This is a genomic window from Streptomyces sp. NPDC048258, from assembly GCF_043201995.1.
Lineage (GTDB): Bacteria > Actinomycetota > Actinomycetes > Streptomycetales > Streptomycetaceae > Streptomyces.
This window is the reverse complement of the sequence record NZ_JBICZH010000014.1, coordinates 48775-65537: the sequence shown is the minus strand read 5'-3', so window position 1 is coordinate 65537 and position 16763 is coordinate 48775. Positions and strand designations below refer to the sequence as shown.

The following is a 16763-nucleotide window of genomic DNA, read 5'->3' as shown; positions in this document are numbered from 1 at the left end:
GGCCTGACAGGATCGATCACGACGTGGGGAACGGAAGGAATCGTGTGTCGCCTGGTGAGCTGGTTCGCGCGCTGCATCGGCGCTGGTACGTCCTGGTCCTGGCGATGGCGCTGGCGGCCGCCGGAGCCCTCCAGGTGCTGCGCCCCACTCCGACGTACCTGAGCTCGGCGATCGTCGTGCTCACACCGCCGGTGACCGGAAACCAGCCCAACCAGCTCGCCAATCTGCAGCCGCCGCTCGCCGCCGTCTCCTACGCGGCCGTACGCCAGCTGGAGTCGCCCGCCGGAACCGGCGAGCTGCGCGCCGCGGGGGTCGACGGCACCTACCGGCTGATCCCCCGCAACAGCGGAACCAGCGTGACCCCGCGCTACCTGATCCCCTCGCTGCAGATCCAGGCCGAGCAGCCCGGCCCGGACGCCGCGAACACGGCCGTACGGAAGATCATCGAGCTGTACGCGAAGCACGTGACGGACCTGCAGTCGCAGCAGGGCATCCCCGAAGCGGCCCGGATGGGCATCACCCTCCTGGTGCCGCCGAACGCCGTGGCGCAGACCGGCACGAAGAGCCGCGGGCTGGCCGGGGCGGCGATGCTCGCCGTGGTGGCCGGGGTGCCGGCGGCCCTGTGGACCGACCGGCTGCTCGCCCGCCGGGCGCGGCGGGCGAGCAGCTGAGTGGTGCGGACGGTGCATCAGATCCCTCGGCGCTTCCAGGACTGCCACCACAGCCACTCGCGGCCCCGGTCGGCGACGGCCGAGAGCACCAGCGGCTGGAGGTACGGCATCACGCGCGCCCCGATCCGCCGGCGCCTGCGCAGTGCCCGGTACTCGCCGAGCGCGGTGTAGCCGCCGGGCAGGCACTCGGCAGCGAACTCCACGAGCTCGTCCACCGGAACGACCCCGGTCCGGCCCCGGTCGTAGGCCCGGTAGGCGCGCCGCAGCGCGTACCGGGCGAGCCGGGTGCGCGCGGCGAGGGACAGCCGGCCGGCCTCCGGGAGCAGGACGCCGCACTTCTCCAGCACCGAGTCGAAGGCGACGAGCCGCTGGCGCAGGTCGTCGAGCTGCCCGCCGAAGTCGGTGGTGGACATGTTGTTGCCGTGGACCCGGTAGAAGGCCTGATCGGCCCCGCGGACGTAGCCCACGTCGGCGTGCGCCGCGAGCCGCATCCACATCTCGATGTCACCGGTGTGCGGGAGCTCCGGATCGTAGCCCCCGACCTTGCGCTGGAGACTGGTCCGGACGACCACCTCGGGTGAGGTGATGCATCCGGTGCCCTCCCGGAAGCGCCGCTCCAGCCACCACCGTCCGGGGTACACGACCGACCCCGTGCTGCGGGTACGGGCCGCGGGCAGCGGCCCGCCGTGCTGGAACCGCAGCGGCCGGCCGTAGGCGAAACCCGCCTCCGGATGCGCGTCGAGCAGGGCGGCGGCCCGTACCAGGGCCCCGGGGACCAGCCGGTCGTCCGCCGACAGCAGGGCGACGTAGTCCCCGTCGGCCCACTCCAGCAGCCCCTCGTTGTAGGTGGCGATGTGGCCCTTGTTCTGCTCGTGGACCCGGACCTCGATCCGCGGGTCACCGGCCGCCAGGGCGCGCGCCACGTCCGCGGAGTCGTCGGGGGAGGCGTCGTCGATGATCAGCACCCGGACGTCGACGCCCTCCTGTTCGTCCAGGACGCTCTTGACGCAGTCGGCCAGGAAGTGGCCGTACTTGTAGCAGGGGATCACCACGCTGACCGTGCTCACTGGCCGGACACCTCCGAGGCGGCGGCCGACTCGGCGAGCGTCGCGGGCGGGGTGGTGGTGAAGATCGGACCGACCCAGTAGTTCACCGAGCCGAAGGTGTTGGTGGGGAAGGCGGTGGACGCGCCGTACTTGTAGAGGCCGTTGGCCCCGCCCGTGCCGTCGGCCGGGGCGACCAGCGGGTAGGAGCGGTGCGCCGCCGTGAAGTAGCCGCCGTCCACCGAGTAGTTGCCGTTCGGCGCGTGGTAGGAGGCCACGTATGAGGTTCCCGCGGTGATGGGCACCGGGGTGGCGAACTTGAGCTGCTGCCAGCCGGTCAGCGTTTCGCTGCCGAAGGTGCCGGTGGCCAGGAGCGTGCCGTCGGCGGCCCAGAGACTGCCGGTGTGGGTACCGGTGTTGTTCGGACCCTTGTAGAAGGTGACGCCGGTGATGTAGCCGTTCACCGCCGACTGGAAGCGGGTGCCCAACTCCACCGAGTTGGTGTCGTCACCCACGTTGGCGGTGCTCGGGGTCGCTGTGCCGGTCCACAGCGTGCAGGGGCAGTTGACCGTCGGCGGTGTCGTACTGGTCGTGAAGTTCCACGTCACCGGCGCGGCCATGGCATTGCCCCACAGGTCGGAGGCCTGCACGGACGCCGTGTACGTGGTGCTGAGCGCGAGCTCGCCGGCCGGGGTGAAGTTGGCGCTGTTCGACGCCCCGAGCACCTTGGTGCCCGGTACGGAGTTGCCCCCGGAGTCCTTCAGGGTGAACGCGAGCGTGTCCGCGTCGATCGCCCCGCTGAAGGTCGCCGTCACGGACGTCGTGATCGCCGTGCCGGTCGCCGCGGACTGCGGCGAGATGGCGGTGACGGTCGGCGGCGTCGTGCTGGCCGTGGCGGTGTCGAGCACCGCGTCCACCCAGTAGTTGCTGCCCGAGGACGCGTTGTTCGGGAAGCCGCCCGTGGCACTGTAGCGGTAGACGCCGTTGCCGCCGTCGGTGCCGTTCTTCAACGCGGTGAGCGGGGCCAGACCGGCGTCGGACGAGGCGAAGGTGGTGTCGTAGGAATAGCCGCCGTGCGGTGCGAAGTAGGAGGCGATGTAGGTGGTGTTGGGCTTGATCGGCACCGGGGAGGAGAAGTTCAGCTGCTGCCAGCCGGACGCCGTCTCGTTGGTGAAGGTGCCGGTGGCCAGGCGCTGGCCACTGCTGCTCCACAGGCTGCCGGTGTGGGTGCCGGTGTTGGCGGGGGACTTGTAGAACCGGATGCCGGTGATGGAACCGGGCACCGACGAGCGGATCTTCACGCCGAGTTCGACGGCTCCGCCGTCACCGCCGTTGACCGTGCCCGGCACGGTCGCGGCCGGCCAGACGGTGCACGGGCACTGCTGCGGGCCGACGGTCAGCGCCACCGTGGTGGTGGCGCCGATGTTCACGCTGTCGTCCACCGCGCGCACCTTGATCTGGGCCGCGCCCTGGGCGGTCGGCGTCCACGTGTAGCTCCAGGACCCGAGGCCCGTGGTCGCCTTCCACGTGGTCCCGCCGTCGGTGGAGATCTCCACGCGGGCCACCACCCCGCCGCCGGTATCGGCCGCGGTGCCCTTGATGGTCACGGGCTTCAGGGCCGGCACGGTGGCGTTCGCCGCCGGGCTGGTCACGGTGACGGCGGGACCGACGGTGTCCGTCGAGGCCGTCGCGGCGACCAGGTTGCTCTGCAGGGACTTGGGCTGGACGCCCATGTCGGCGAACACGTTCACCGTGGCCTGCTGCATCCGCTTGTCCTCGGTGACCACCGCGTCGTCCGGATTGCCGGTCGGCATGTTCGTCAGGCCCCAGGACCACTGCACCGTGCCCGCCCCGAAGACCAGGGCGTGTGAGGTCTGGTCGCGGAAGGCCACCAGACTGTGCGTCGCGGTGCCGTTGCCGTAGGTGTTTCCGTAGTCGAGCCGGAACTTGCCGTCGTTGATGTCCACCGTGGTCGAAGACATTGCGATCTGGCCCGGCGGCCGGTAGCCGTCCTCCACGTCGCTGTCCCATTCGTAGCCAAGGGTGCCGACCGGGAACGTGGCGGTCTGGGAGGGGGCCAGGGCCGCGACGGTGGTGTTGCGCCACAGCCGCATCTTGGCGAAGGAGCCCGGAACGGTGATCGCGTCGCTGCGGGAGCCGTTCACGCTGAACAGCGAGCCGGTCAGCTGGTTCTGCGGCTGATAGGTCCGCCCGTTGGTGCCGCTGGCCGGATCCATGAAGGTGCCCGTCCAGATCCCGCTCGGGTCGGGCACGCCGTTCGGAACCGGGAAGGACAGCTTGGTCTCCTTGTAGCAGACCAGCGTCCGGTTGGCGGTGTTCGCGCCGTCGATGCTCGGCGCGAGACGGGTCTTCCAGAAGACCTCGTTGCCGCTGAAGTACGTCTGGTTGACCCCGGTCCGGCGGGCGTTCAGCGCGTTGGTGAACTGGTCCTGGGTCCAGTACTCGTCATGCCCCGAGGACATGAAGACCTTGTGGTTCTGCAGCTGCGCCGCACCCCGGGTCGACATGTCGATCCCGGACATGTAGCTCACGTCGTACCCGTTGCGCTCCAGCCACGAGACCATCTGGTACTCGGAGCCGTAGATCCCGTTCTCCCCGCCGATGTCCATCGGCCGGTTGTAGCTGACCTCGTACGCACGCCCGTCCGGGGCCGGGCCGGTGCCGTCGTAGAGGTCCTGGCCGCCGTAGTTGTTGTACGCCTGCCAGGTCTGGTCGGCGGTCTGCACCACGATGTCGGAGTGGCTGGAGTCGTTGCGGACGACGAACGGGTAGGGCATCACGCCGTTGCCGTCCGCCTGGTCGAAGTTGGCGATGTACAGACCGGAGACGGCATCGGACGGCACGCTCCACGAAGCGGTCGCCGGCCAGTTCCCGCAGTCGACGAGGCCGGTGGAGGCCTTGGTCGTACAGCTCTTGGGATTGCCGCCCGGCGCGAAGTTCGCCGGGTACGTCTGGGCCGCCTGCGCGGCGGTCGACATCAGGCGGGCCCCGTTGCCCCCGTAGTAGCCGAGCCGGTAGACCGAGACGTGGTACGCGGTCGGCGACTGGATCTTGAACTGCACGGTTTCGCCAGCCTGGACGCTGGTCTGGGCCGGGAACCCCTTGATGTCGCCGTACGCGCCTGCCGCGAACCAATCGGACATCGGAGTGCCCGGTTTGGAGTTCTCGCACACGATCGCGTTCGTCCCCGGGCCGCACGGGTCGACCGCACCGGCCACCGCGGACGGCGGCAGGACCGTGGCCATGAGAGCCGCGACCACGGTGAAGAGACCGTACCGGAGGAGCCTTCTCCGTCTGTTCATCTGTACCTCTTCTTGCGTCAGCGCAGGGCGTTTGTCAGCGCGTCGACGACCCGCTGCTGTTGGTCAGCGGTGATCTGCGGGAAGAGCGGAAGGGAGAGCATCCGGTCCGCGGCCAGCTCGGCGTGCGGGAAGTCGCCGCGGACGTGACCGAGGTGGGCGAAGGCCGGGGTGAGGTGGACCGGGGCCGGATAGTGCACCCCCGCGCCGATGCCCTCCGCGTTGAGCTTGCCGACGACGGCGTCGCGGTCCGCTCCGGCGGCGAGCCGGACGACGTACAGGTGCCACACGTGGACGTTGCCCTCCGCCGTCACCGGCGGGGTGACGCGTCCGGCGGCCGCCAGGTCGCCCAGCAGCCCGTCGTAGCGGGCCGCGGCCGCCCGGCGGGCGGCGTTCCCTTCGGCCAGCCGGGCCAGCTTCGCCCGCAGGACCACGGCCTGCAGACCGTCCAGCCGGCTGTTGAACCCGGCCACGTCGTGGCGGTACTTGGCGACGCCGCCGTGGTTGGCCAGCGCCCGCACCAGGGCGGCCGTCTCCTCGTCGTCGGTCACCACCGCACCGGCGTCGCCGTACGCGCCGAGGTTCTTGCCCGGATAGAAGCTGGTCGCGGCGATCCCGCCGTTGCCGGGGGAGCGGCCGTCCCGGGTGGCGCCCTGGCTCTGCGCGGCGTCCTCGACGACCTTCACGTGGGCCGGCAGCCGCGCCACCAGCTCCGCGGCGTCGGCGCACTGCCCGTACAGGTGGACCGGGACCACCGCGCGGGTGGCCTTCCCGACCGCGTCCAGCGCGGCCTGCGGGTCCATCAGGAGGCTGTCGGGGAGGCAGTCGACCAGGACCGGCCGGGCACCGATCCGGGCGGTGGCGCCCGCGGTGGCGATGAAGGTGTTGGCGGGCAGCACCACCTCGTCGCCGACGCCGACCCCACTGGCGCGCAGGGCCAGTTCGAGGGCGTCGGTTCCGTTGGCGACGCCCACGCAGTGCCCGACCCCGGCGAATTCGGCGTACTCGCGCTCGAACGCGCGGACCTCCTCACCGCCGATGAACGCGGTGTCGGCCAGCACGCGGTCGAATCCTGCCCGTAATTCCTCGGCGACCTCGGCGTGCGCCGCCTTCAGGTCGACGAGCGGTATCTGGTTCATCCGACGGTGCTCCCCATCCGTGTCTCCGGCCTCCAGCCGGTCTCGTTGCCGTCCGCCCGCAGCTCGTCGAGCGCCGGGCCGTCCGCCGCGCGCAGCCGGCGGGCCGGGCTGCCGGCCCAGACCTCGCCGGGCGGCACATCGGCCAGGACCGTGCTTCCCATACCGGTCAGCGACCAGGCGCCGACCGTCGTGTACTCGCGGACCAGCGACCCCGCGCCGACGTACGCCCCCCGCCCCAGCCGCACCCCGCCGCCGAGGCGGACCCCCGAGGCGAGCGTGGCGAAGTCCCCGACCCAGTCGTCGTGGGTGAGGACCACCTGCGGCATCACCGCCACATGGGACCCGACCCTGACTGCGGCGGTCAGCACACAGTGCGCGAGCAGCACCGAGCCCGCGCCGAGCACCGAGGACCCCGACACCACCGCCGTGGGGTGGACCACCGTCGCGTACCGGCTCATGGGCAGGCCCAGGCGCCGCACCAGGCGGGCCCGTACGGCGTAGTCGCGCGGACTGCCGACGCACACCACCACCCGGGCGTCGGCCAGCTCGTGCACCCGGTCGCAGCCGCCCAGCACCGGCACCCCGTCGACGTCCCGCCCGTGCAGGGCCGGGTCGTCGTCGAGGTGCCCGGCGAGCCGCCACCGCGGCGTGCGGCCGAGCGCCGCGTCCGCGGCGCCCGCGTCCCGCACCGCCTGGGCGGTCTCCCGCGCGAACCCGCCCGCGCCGACGATCAGCAGATCATCGGTCCGGGGCCGGGGCCCGCTCATCCGCCGGCCTGTTCCCGGAGCACCGCCACCACCCGGTCCTGCTCGGCGTCCGTCATGGTGTGGAACAGCGGCAGGATCAGGGAGTCCCGGCTGATCCGCTCGGTCACCGGCAGCGGCGCCGCACCGTGCCCCGCGTACGCCGGCTCCAGGTGCGAGGCCATGATCCCGCGCCGGGCCGAGACCCCGGCCCCGGAGAGCACGGCGAGCAGCTCGTCCCGGCCGACCGGGAACCCCTCGGCCAGCAGCACCCAGTACGACTGGAAGTTGCCCTGGCCGTGACCGGGATCCTCGACCGGGGTGAGACCCGGGACCTCGCGCAGCAGCTCCGCGTACCGGGCGGCCAGCGCCCGCCGCCGGGCCACGATCGCGTCCAGCTTGCCCAGCTGCACCAGGCCGACCGCGGCCTGGATGTCGGTCATCCGGTAGTTGTAGCCGACCTCCAGATAGCTCTCGACGATCGGCTTGGCGCTCGCGTGCCGCTGCGCGGCGGACACGTTCATGCCGTGCTCGCGCAGCCGGCGCAGCCGCTCCGCCCACCGCGAGTCGTCCGTGGTCAGCATGCCGCCCTCGCCGGTGGTGATCACCTTGCGGGGGTGGAACGACCAGGCGGCGAGCAGCGCGCCGTGGCCGACGGACTTGCCGCCCACGGTCGCGCCGATGCCGCAGGCGGCGTCCTCCACCAGGGCGACGTCCCATTCCGCGCAGGCCGCGCGCAGCGCGTGCACGTCCGCGGGCACCCCGCCCTGGTGGACGGCGAGCACCGCCTTCGTCCGGGGCGTGCGGACCGCGTCCACGGTGGCCGGGGTCAGGTTGCCGGTGGCCTCCTCGACGTCCGCGAACACCGGCCGGGCCCCCACGTAGCGCACCGCGTTGGCCGTGGCGATGAACGACAGGGAGGGGACGACGACCTCGTCGCCCGGACCCAGGTCCAGCGCGATGAGGGCCAGGTGCAGGGCGGTGGTGCACGAACTCACCGCGATGCCGTGCTCGGCGCCCACCCGCTCCGCGAAGGCCCGCTCGAACTCGGCGACCCGGGGGCCCTGGGCGACCCAGCCGGAGAGCACCGCGTCGGCGGCGGCCTTCGCCTCCTCGTCGCCCAGCCACGGCACCATGACCGGGATTCGGGCGGGCGCGGCGTCCGGGGTGCTCATCGGCCGGCCTTCGCGGGGGCGGCCGCGGCGGCATCGGCGGCGCGCTCGGCTCGCCACCAGTCCACCAGGTCCCGCAGCCCGCCGCGCATGTCGATCTCCGCGGTGAAGCCGAGCCGCTCGGCGGCGCGCGAGGTGTCCGCGAGACGGCGGGTCACCCCGTTCACGGCGCGGGCAGGCCCGTACACCGGCTCCAGGCCCTCCGCGCCCATCGCCTCCAGCAGGCCGAGCGCGAGGTCGAGCAGGCTGGTCTCGGTCCCGCTCGCGACGTTGAAGACCTCGTCGGTCAGATCCGACTCCGCCGCCAGCAGATTGGCCCTCGCGATGTCCCTGACGTCGACGAAGTCCATGGTCTGGGCGCCGTCACCGAGGATCAGCGGCGGCTCGCCCGCGGAGATCCGCTCCATCCAGCGGATGAGCACCTCGGTGTACAGCCCGTGGATGTCCATCCGGGGCCCGTACACGTTGAAGTAGCGCAGCGCGACGTAGTCCAGCCCGTACATGGCGTGGAAGCTGCGGAGCACACCCTCGTTGAAGGCCTTCGCCGCGCCGTAGAAGGTGTCGTTGTTGTACGGGTGGTGGCGCTCGGTGGTCGGGAAGGTCTCGGCGAGCCCGTAGACCGAGGCCGAGGAGGAGGCGATCACCTTGCCCACCCCGGCGGCGGCCGCCGCCTCCAGCACGTTGAACGTGCCGTCCACCAGCACCTCGTTCGCCAGCCGGGGCTCCTCCGCGCACTGGGTGATGCGGATGGCGGCGAGGTGGAACACCAGGTCGGCGCCATCCGTCGCCTTGCGCACCGCGGCCACGTCGCGGATGTCGCCCTCGACGACCTCCACCACGCCGCTGGGCAGGGCGCGGGCCAGGTTGGCGGCCCGCCCCCGCACGAAGTTGTCGAGCACCGTGATCTCGCGTGCCCCGTTGTCCACCAGGAGGTCCACCAGGTGCGAGCCGATGGTGCCCGCCCCGCCGGTGACCAGAATCCTCTTGCCTCGTACGCTGCTCAACGCCCTGCCCCCACTGAGTCGGTCATGTCTTTCATGCGTGCGAAAGGCCTGCGAGCGGCCTGCGGACGGCCGGTGATCGGCCGGTGATCGGCCATCGGCCCGCGATCGGTCCGCGAACGGTCAACGCCCGGTGCGCAGTCCGACGACCGCGCCGCGGAACTCCAGGCTCCGGGAGGCCGCTTCGAGGATGTCCAGCACGTGCAGGCCGGCCCGGCCGTCGGTCAGTGCGGGCCGCCCCGTCCTGATCGCGGCGGCGAACTCCTCGACCATGCTGCGCAAGGCCTCCTTCTCGCCGAGCGCGGGCGCCACCATGTCGCCGGTCCGGTAGGAGACGAGCATGTCCCGGCGCTCGTCCGCGCCGATCTCCTGCGGGGCGGTCAGGTCCACCCCGCGGTCGAACACCGCCACACGCTGGGCGGGGTTGAGGTCGTCCCACACCAGGGTGCGCTTGGACCCGCCGACCATGGTGGTCCGTACCTTCGTCGGGGACAGCCAGTTGACGTGCACGTGCGCGATGGCACCGGTGTTGAGCTGGAGCGTCAGGTAGGCCACGCAGGACTGCCCGGCCCCGATCGGGTCGGCTCCGTGCGCGGCCACGGCGACCGGCCGGACGTGGTCCGGGAGGATGAAGTCGAGGACCGACAGGTCGTGCGGGGCCAGGTCCCACAGCACGTCGATGTCCTTCTGGACCAGCCCGAGGTTGATCCGGACCGAGTCGAAGAACTGGATGTCGCCGAGTTCGCCGGAGCGGACCATCTCCCGGATGCGGCCCACGGCCGGGGTGTAGCAGTACGTGTGGTCGCACATCAGCGTGAGACCGCGTTCCTCGGCCTCGGTCACCAGCCGCAGCCCGTCCTCGTACGTGGCGGCGAGGGGCTTCTCCACGAGGACGTGCTTTCCGGCGCGCAGGGCGGCCAGCGCCACGTCCAGATGCGTCCCGGCGGGGGTGGCCACGGCGACCGCGTCGACGGCCGGGTCGGCGAGGACCTCCGCGTAGTCGGAGGTCGCCCGGACCGTGGAGTACCCGCCGAGCACCTGCCGGGCCCGGTCCTCGTCCAGGTCGCAGAGCCAGCGGAGCCGGAACTCCGGTGTGGACTGGAAGTTGCGGACGAGGTTGGGGCCCCAGTAGCCCGCGCCGACCACGGCGACGCCTAACGGCTCCGCGGGCCCCCGGCCGGCGGCGGCGTCCTTCGCAGTGTCCTTCACAGCGTTCCCCTTCGCTCCGCGAAACACGCCGGCTGGCGTGTCGACAACTCCTGGCCGGGACGCGTGTGATGGAGGGAAACGCCGTCGACGGCGGGCCGGAACGCCCCCGCGTCCCCTGCGTGACCCGCTCAACGGTGATGGCCCCCCACAACCGATGCTCTGCGTAATGCGCGTACTTCCGCCCCCCGGCCCGGCTGCGTGTTTCCCCCGAGCAGCCGAACCCGTAACGACGGTCAATCTAGTCCACCGGGCGTACCCCCGGGGAGAGTTGAGGGAAACACCCGGTGCGTGTGTTCGAGCGTGCATACTGCCCGGGTGACCAGCATCGTGATACCGGCCCACAACGAGGGCCGGGTCATCGGCCGGCTCCTCGACGCGCTCCTGGCCGACACCTCGACATCCACCACGCCCTCCGCTTCCGGGCCCGACATCGTCGTCGTGTGCAACGGCTGTACCGACGACACCGCCGAGGTGGCGGCCGCGCGCGGCCCCCGCGTCCGGGTGGTCGAGATCCCGACCCCCTCCAAGCACACGGCGCTCCGGGTCGGAGACGAGCACGCGCGGGGCTTCCCGCGCCTCTACGTGGACGCCGACGTCGTCGTCGGGGCCGCCGACGTACGCGCCCTGACCGGTGCGCTCGCCAGGAATCCGGACCTGCTCGCCACCGCCCCCGGCCGGGACATCCCGCTCACCGGCTGCGCGTGGCCGGTACGGGAGTACTACCGGGTGTGGCAGCGGCTGCCGGCCGTCCGCGAGGGCCTGTTCGGCCGGGGGGTCATCGCCGTGTCCGAGCCGGGGCACGCGCGGATCGCCGCGCTGCCCCCGCTGATGGCCGACGACCTGGCCGCGTCGCTCGCCTTCGGGCCGGGGGAGCGGCGCGTGGTCGAGGCCGCCCGGGTCGTCGTCCATCCGCCGCGCACCTGGTCCGACCTCGTCAGGCGGCGGATCCGCGCGGCGACCTCCTCCGCCGAGTACGAGCGCTTCCAGGCCTCGCGAGAGGCCGGGGCCCCGGCCGCGCCGTCCGCCCGCACCGGAACGGCCGATCTGCGCGCCCTGCTGCGGACCCAACCGCGGCTGCTCCCCGCGGTCGTGGTCTTCGCCGCGGCGGCGTTCGCCGCCCGCAGGGGCGCCCGCAAGGCCATCCGCAGCGGGGACTTCTCCACCTGGCTGCGGGACGAGAGCAGCCGGCAGAACTGAGCCCGTGCGTACGGCGGCCGGATCGCGGCGAACACACCTCCGTTGCCCACTACAACGACTATGTTTCCACTCGCACGTTCGAGTGTCCGAGACCGTCGCCACCGGGAGCTCCTGAGCATGTACCTCGCGGACCGCTCCGGCCCCGCCGGGGCGAAGACCGCGCCGGACGGGGACAGCGTCCCCGGGCGCGGGCGGACCCCCGCCGTCGCCTCCGCCGTCCTCGCGCTGGGCACGGTCAGCCTGATCACGGACATCTCCTCCGAGATGGTCACCGCCGTGCTGCCCCTGTACCTGGTCGCGGGGCTGGGCCTGAGCCCCCTCGGCTTCGGCGCGCTCGACGGCGTCTACAACGGGGTCAGCGCCCTGGTCCAGCTGACCGGCGGGCACCTCGCCGACCGGGTCCGCAACCACAAGCTGATCGCCGGCATCGGCTACGGCCTGTCCGCCCTGTGCAAGCCGCTGCTGCTGCTCGCCCACAGCCTGGGCCCGGTGGGCGTGGTCCTCGCGCTGGAACGCACCGGCAAGGGCCTGCGCACCGCGCCGCGCGACGCGCTGATCTCCCTGTCCACACCGGCGGAGTTACAGGGCCGCGCCTTCGGTGTGCACCGTGCCATGGACACCACCGGGGCGCTGCTCGGCCCCCTCGCCGCCTTCCTCATCCTGAGCGTGGCGGTCGACGGCTACGACGCGGTCTTCGGCGTCAGCGCGTGCGTCGCCGTACTCGGGGTCGTGGTGCTCGTGCTGTTCGTACCGTCCGGTGGCGGTGGCGACGACCTCCGGCCGGGGCCGCGGCCCCGGCCCCGGCCCCGGCCGAAGAGCGGCGTCCGCCCGGCACCGGGCTCCGCGGGCCCGCGCGAGGCACTGGCCCTGCTGCGCCTGCCCCGGCTGCGCGCCCTGGCGGGCTGCGCCGCCCTGCTGGGCCTGACCACCGTCAGCGACGCCTTCGTCTACCTCCTGCTGCAGGACCGCGCCGGGATCGGCGAGCAGTGGTTCCCGCTGCTGCCGCTGGGCACCGCCGCCGTGTTCCTGCTGCTGGCCGTACCGGCGGGCGCCCTCGCCGACCGGATCGGGCGGCGCACCGTGTTCCTCACCGGGCACGCCCTCCTGCTGTCCGGGTACGGGCTGCTGCTGTGGGCCCCCGACTGGCCGGCCCTGCCCTACCTCGTCCTCGCGCTGCACGGCATGTTCTACGCCGCCACCGACGGAGTGCTGCCCGCCGCAGTCGCCGCCACCGTGCCCCGGCAGCTGAGGGCCACCGGCCTCGCCCTGGTCGGCACCGGCCAGGCGCTGGCCCGCTTCGGCTGCTCGCTGGCCTTCGGCGGGGCGTGGACGCTCTGGGGCACCGGCCCGGCACTCTCCCTCGCCGCGGCCGGCCTGCTCTGCTGCGCGGCCGTCGCCGGCTTCGTACTGCGTCCGGCGGCCCCGGACGGCCCGGCCCCGGGCGGCGTCACTCCGGCGAGTACGGCCCCGGGCGGCGTCACTCCGGCGAGTACGGCCCCGGGCGGCGCGACCCCGGCGAGCACGACCCCGGACGGCGCGACCCCGGCGAGCACGACCCCGGACGGCGCGACCCCGGCGAGCACGACCCCGGACGGCACCACCCCGGGCGGCGTGACCCTGGCGAGCGCGACCCCGGGCGGCACGACCCCGGGCGGCGTGACCCTGGCGAGCGCGACCCCGGACGGCACCACCCCGGGCGGCGCGACCCTGGCGAGCGCGACCCCGGACGGCACCACCCCGGGCGGCGCGACCCTGGCGAGCGCGACCCCGGGCGGCACCACCCCGGGCGGCGCGACCCTGGCGAGCGCGACCCCGGGCGGCACCACCCCGGGCGGCGCGACCCTGGCGAGCACCACCCCGGACGGCACCACCCCGGGCGGCGCGTCCCCGGCGAGCACGACCCCGGACGGCACGACCCCGGCGAGCACCACCCCGGACGGCGTCACTCCGGCGAGCACGACCCCGGACGGCGTCACTCCGGCGAGCACGACCCTGGACGGCGTCACTCCGGCGAGCACGACCCTGGGCGGCGTCACTCCGGCGAGCACGACCCCGGACGGCACCACTCCGGCGAGCGCGACCTCGGGCAGCGCGACCCCGGACGGCACCACCTCGGGCGGCGCGACCCCGGCGAGCACCGCCCCGGGCGGCACCACTCCGGCGAGCACCACCCCGGACGGCACCACACCGGACCCGAACGACCCGTCCCCGACGGCCCCGTCCCCGACCGGCCCGACCGGCCCAACCGACCCGCCCGAGCCGACCCCACGCCCGCGAGGAACCCGATGACGTTGTCGCGCCGCCTGCTCGTACTCACCGCGGCCGTGCTGCTCCTCGGGGGCCTCGCCGCCGCACTGGTGCTGCGCGCCGCCGCGCGCGGCGACCGGCCGCAGCCGGGCGGCCCGGCCGTCACCGCGGGCAGCGTCACCCTCGGCCCGCAGGACCGGCTGACCTTCCTCAACGCCACCCCCGGCCCGCACCGCGGCGCCCTCACCTCGGTCCCGGCGGGGACGCCCGAGGCCCCGCGCACCGCCTCCGACCTCACCTGCCAGCGCTTCCACGCCGCCGCGGGCACCGGCGTGTGCCTGCGCTCCACGCCGGGCGCGCTCGCCCAGGACAACCGGGCCCTGATCGTCGACGCCGACCTGCGCACGGTGCGCAGCTTCCCCCTCGCGGGCACGCCCAGCCGGGCCCGGGTCTCGCCCAGCGGCCGGTTCGCCGCCTGGACCGTCTTCGTCGCCGGCGAGTCGTACGGAGCCGCGTTCTTCTCCACCCGCACGGCGATCGTGGACACCCGCAGCGGAGCCCTCGAACCCGATCTGGAGAAGTTCGCCATCTCCATGGACGGCCGGGAGTACCGCTCCGCGGACGTGAACCTCTGGGGCGTCACCTTCGCCAAGGACGACGACACCTTCTACGCCACCCTGGGCACCGCGGGTCAGACGCACCTGGTCAGAGGCTCGATATCCCGGCGTACGGTCACCACCCTCGCGCAGAACGTCGAGTGCCCCTCCCTGTCCCCGGACGAGACCCGCATCGCGTACAAGAAGCGCGTGCAGCGCGGTGCGGCGCTGTGGCGCGAGCACGTCCTGGACCTGGCGACGCTCCGCGAGCACCCGCTCGCGGAGAAGCACAGCGTGGACGACCAGGCCCTCTGGCTGGACGACCGGACCCTCGCCTACGCCCTCCCCGCCGAGGGCGCCCCCGACACCACGGACCTGTGGACGGTGCCCGCCGACGGCACCGGCGCCCCCCGCCTGCTGGCCCCGGGTGCCTCCTCGCCGACCCGCCTCGGATGATCTTGCCTCGGTTCGTGACAAGCATTACATCTGCCCCCGAATGACCCATTTTCCATGAATCATTATTTCCCGGAATCGTCGTATACCGGCCGGGAGAGACATGGGACGCGCAGGCAGCTGGACGGGTAACTGGCGGATCGCCCTGCCGGTGGCGGGCGGAGCCCTCGTACTCGGACTGGGCGGCCTCTACGTCACCGGGCTCGTGGCAGGCGGCGACATCGACGAGGGCACCCGGGTCCGGGGGATCGACATCGGCGGGATGAGCCGGGCGGAAGCACGCCAGGCGCTGGCCCGGCAGCTCGGGCCCACCGCCGCCGCGCCGGTCGCGATGAAGATCGGCGACCGCGTCGAGAAGGCGGATCCCGCCGCGCTCGGGCTGTCCCTCGACACCGCCGCGACCGTCGACCGCGCCGCCCGCAAGGGGTACGGCCCGGCCACCGTCATCGGCGGCCTCTTCGCCTCCGGCGACCGGGACGTCGAGCCCGTGATCCGCGTGGACGAGCGGGCCGGCCGGGCCGCCGTCGACCGCATCGGCGCGGCCGCCGGCCGGCAGGCCCGCGACGGCTCGATCGCCTTCGAGAAGGGCACGGCGAAGGCCGTCGCCCCGGAGCCCGGCGTCACCCTGATCGGGGACAGCGCCGTCGACACCCTCCGCGACGCGTACCTGCGGGCGGACGCCGGTCCCGTCGTGCTGCCGGTCGAGCGCACCCAGCCGCGCGTCGGAGCCGAGGAGACCGGACGGGCCATGCGCCAGTTCGCGAAGCCGGCGATGTCGGGGCCCGTCACGCTCGCCGTCGCCGGGAAGCACATATCCATCACCCCCGCCGTCCTCGGCGAGCACCTGAAGATGAAGGCCGACGGCCAGGGCCGCCTCGTGCCCGCCCTGGACGCCAAGGGCCTGCTCGCCGAGCCCGCCGTGGCCCGCCCCGTCGAGGAGGCCACCCAGGCCCCGCGCGACGCCGCTCTCGGCCTCGCCGCGGACGGCCGCGTGGTCCTCGGGGACCACGGCCGCGCCGGACGCCAGGTCACGGAGTCGGCGTTCGGCCGGGCCGTGCTGCCGCTGCTGACCCGCTCGGGCGCGGCCCGCAGCGGCGAGGTCGCCACCGTGGCGGTCCAGCCGGACCTCACGAGCGCCGAGGCGCGGCGGCTCGGCATCAAGGAGAAGGTCTCCTCGTTCACGGTCGCCTTCCCGGCCGCCCCGTACCGCACCACCAACATCGGCCGTGCCGTGGAGCTCATCAACGGCTCCGTGGTCCTGCCGGGCGAGGAGTGGAGCTTCAACCGGACGGTCGGCGAGCGCACCCCGGAGAACGGCTTCGTCGACGGCATCATGATCAACGACGGGCAGTACGTGAAATCGCCCGGCGGCGGCGTCTCGGCCGTCGCCACCACCATGTACAACGCCGCGTTCTTCGCGGGCCTGAAGCCCGTCGAGCACGGAGCCCACTCCTTCTACATCGAGCGTTACCCCGAAGGCCGCGAGGCCACGGTCGCGTGGGGCACCCTCGACCTGCGCTGGATCAACGACTCCGGGCACGCCCTCTACATCCAGGCCGAATCCACCGACACGTCGCTGACCATCACCCTCCTCGGCACGAAGAAGTACGACGAGGTACGGGCGACCAAGGGACCGCGCACCCACATCACGGAGCCCGGCAAGCGGACGGGCAGCGGACCGACGTGCGAGGTCCAGACCCCGCTCGAAGGCTTCGACGTGACCGTCGGCCGCGTCTTCGTCCAGGGCGGCCGGGAGGTCAGGCGCGAAGAGTTCAAGACGCACTACACGCCGCGCGACGAGGTCACCTGCACCCCGGAGCCCGCGGAGACCCCGAACGCCGGTGAGACGCCGAAGGCCACGAAGACCGCCGGCACCCCGCAGACCGGTGGGACCGGCCTGAAGGTGTGAGCCGACGGGTGACCGTCCGGGTGCGAACCGTGCCGACTGAGAGCTTTGGGCGCCCGGAAGTGC

11 protein-coding genes and 1 pseudogene are annotated in these 16763 nt (G+C 73.3%); 5 read left to right on the top strand and 7 right to left on the bottom strand.

The window, feature by feature from the left end:
• Positions 1-44 precede the first annotated feature (44 nt).
• Complete coding sequence (locus ACGFYQ_RS28310) at positions 45-671, top strand: hypothetical protein (RefSeq protein ID WP_393748651.1); 627 nt, start codon at positions 45-47, stop codon at positions 669-671.
• Between the two features lie 17 nt (positions 672-688).
• Here ACGFYQ_RS28310 and ACGFYQ_RS28305 read toward each other — a convergent pair whose 3' ends face one another.
• The 7 genes from ACGFYQ_RS28305 to ACGFYQ_RS28275 form a co-directional block, all read right to left on the bottom strand.
• Complete coding sequence (locus ACGFYQ_RS28305) at positions 689-1738, bottom strand: glycosyltransferase family 2 protein (RefSeq protein WP_393748649.1); 1050 nt, start codon at positions 1736-1738, stop codon at positions 689-691.
• Complete coding sequence (locus tag ACGFYQ_RS28300; RefSeq protein WP_393748647.1) at positions 1735-5037, bottom strand: DUF4082 domain-containing protein; 3303 nt, start codon at positions 5035-5037, stop codon at positions 1735-1737. Before ACGFYQ_RS28300 ends, ACGFYQ_RS28305 begins: the two co-directional genes overlap by 4 nt.
• Positions 5038-5054: 17 nt before the next feature.
• A complete protein-coding gene (locus ACGFYQ_RS28295; RefSeq protein ID WP_393748645.1) occupies positions 5055-6173 on the bottom strand; it encodes a DegT/DnrJ/EryC1/StrS family aminotransferase in 1119 nt (372 codons plus the stop codon).
• Positions 6170-6940 (bottom strand): NeuD/PglB/VioB family sugar acetyltransferase, encoded by a 771-nt coding sequence (locus ACGFYQ_RS28290; protein ID WP_393748643.1) that lies wholly within the window; start codon positions 6938-6940, stop codon positions 6170-6172. Before ACGFYQ_RS28290 ends, ACGFYQ_RS28295 begins: the two co-directional genes overlap by 4 nt.
• Positions 6937-8091, bottom strand: a complete 1155-nt coding sequence (locus ACGFYQ_RS28285) for a DegT/DnrJ/EryC1/StrS family aminotransferase (protein WP_393748641.1) — start codon at positions 8089-8091, stop codon at positions 6937-6939. Before ACGFYQ_RS28285 ends, ACGFYQ_RS28290 begins: the two co-directional genes overlap by 4 nt.
• Positions 8088-9092, bottom strand: a complete 1005-nt coding sequence (locus tag ACGFYQ_RS28280; protein WP_393748639.1) for an NAD-dependent epimerase/dehydratase family protein — start codon at positions 9090-9092, stop codon at positions 8088-8090. Before ACGFYQ_RS28280 ends, ACGFYQ_RS28285 begins: the two co-directional genes overlap by 4 nt.
• A gap of 120 nt (positions 9093-9212) precedes the next feature.
• Positions 9213-10298 carry a Gfo/Idh/MocA family protein gene (locus ACGFYQ_RS28275; protein WP_393748637.1) on the bottom strand — a complete coding sequence of 362 codons (1086 nt, stop codon included), beginning with the start codon at positions 10296-10298 and terminating at the stop codon, positions 9213-9215.
• A 315-nt stretch (positions 10299-10613) separates the two neighbouring features.
• Here ACGFYQ_RS28275 and ACGFYQ_RS28270 point away from each other — a divergent pair, with 315 nt between their 5' ends.
• The 4 genes and pseudogenes from ACGFYQ_RS28270 to ACGFYQ_RS28255 all read left to right on the top strand — a co-directional run bounded on the left by ACGFYQ_RS28270 (position 10614) and on the right by ACGFYQ_RS28255 (position 16700).
• Positions 10614-11495, top strand: coding sequence for a glycosyltransferase family 2 protein (locus ACGFYQ_RS28270; protein ID WP_393748635.1), 882 nt, complete (start codon positions 10614-10616; stop codon positions 11493-11495).
• Positions 11496-11612: 117 nt separating this feature from the next.
• Positions 11613-12914 (top strand): annotated as a pseudogene (locus ACGFYQ_RS28265) (MFS transporter); the annotation flags it as partial.
• A gap of 866 nt (positions 12915-13780) precedes the next feature.
• Positions 13781-14794 carry a TolB family protein gene (locus ACGFYQ_RS28260; RefSeq protein WP_393748633.1) on the top strand — a complete coding sequence of 338 codons (1014 nt, stop codon included), beginning with the start codon at positions 13781-13783 and terminating at the stop codon, positions 14792-14794.
• A gap of 100 nt (positions 14795-14894) precedes the next feature.
• Positions 14895-16700: a VanW family protein gene (locus tag ACGFYQ_RS28255; protein WP_393748631.1), complete on the top strand. Its 1806-nt coding sequence runs from the start codon at positions 14895-14897 to the stop codon at positions 16698-16700.
• The last annotated feature ends 63 nt before the right edge of the window (positions 16701-16763 follow it).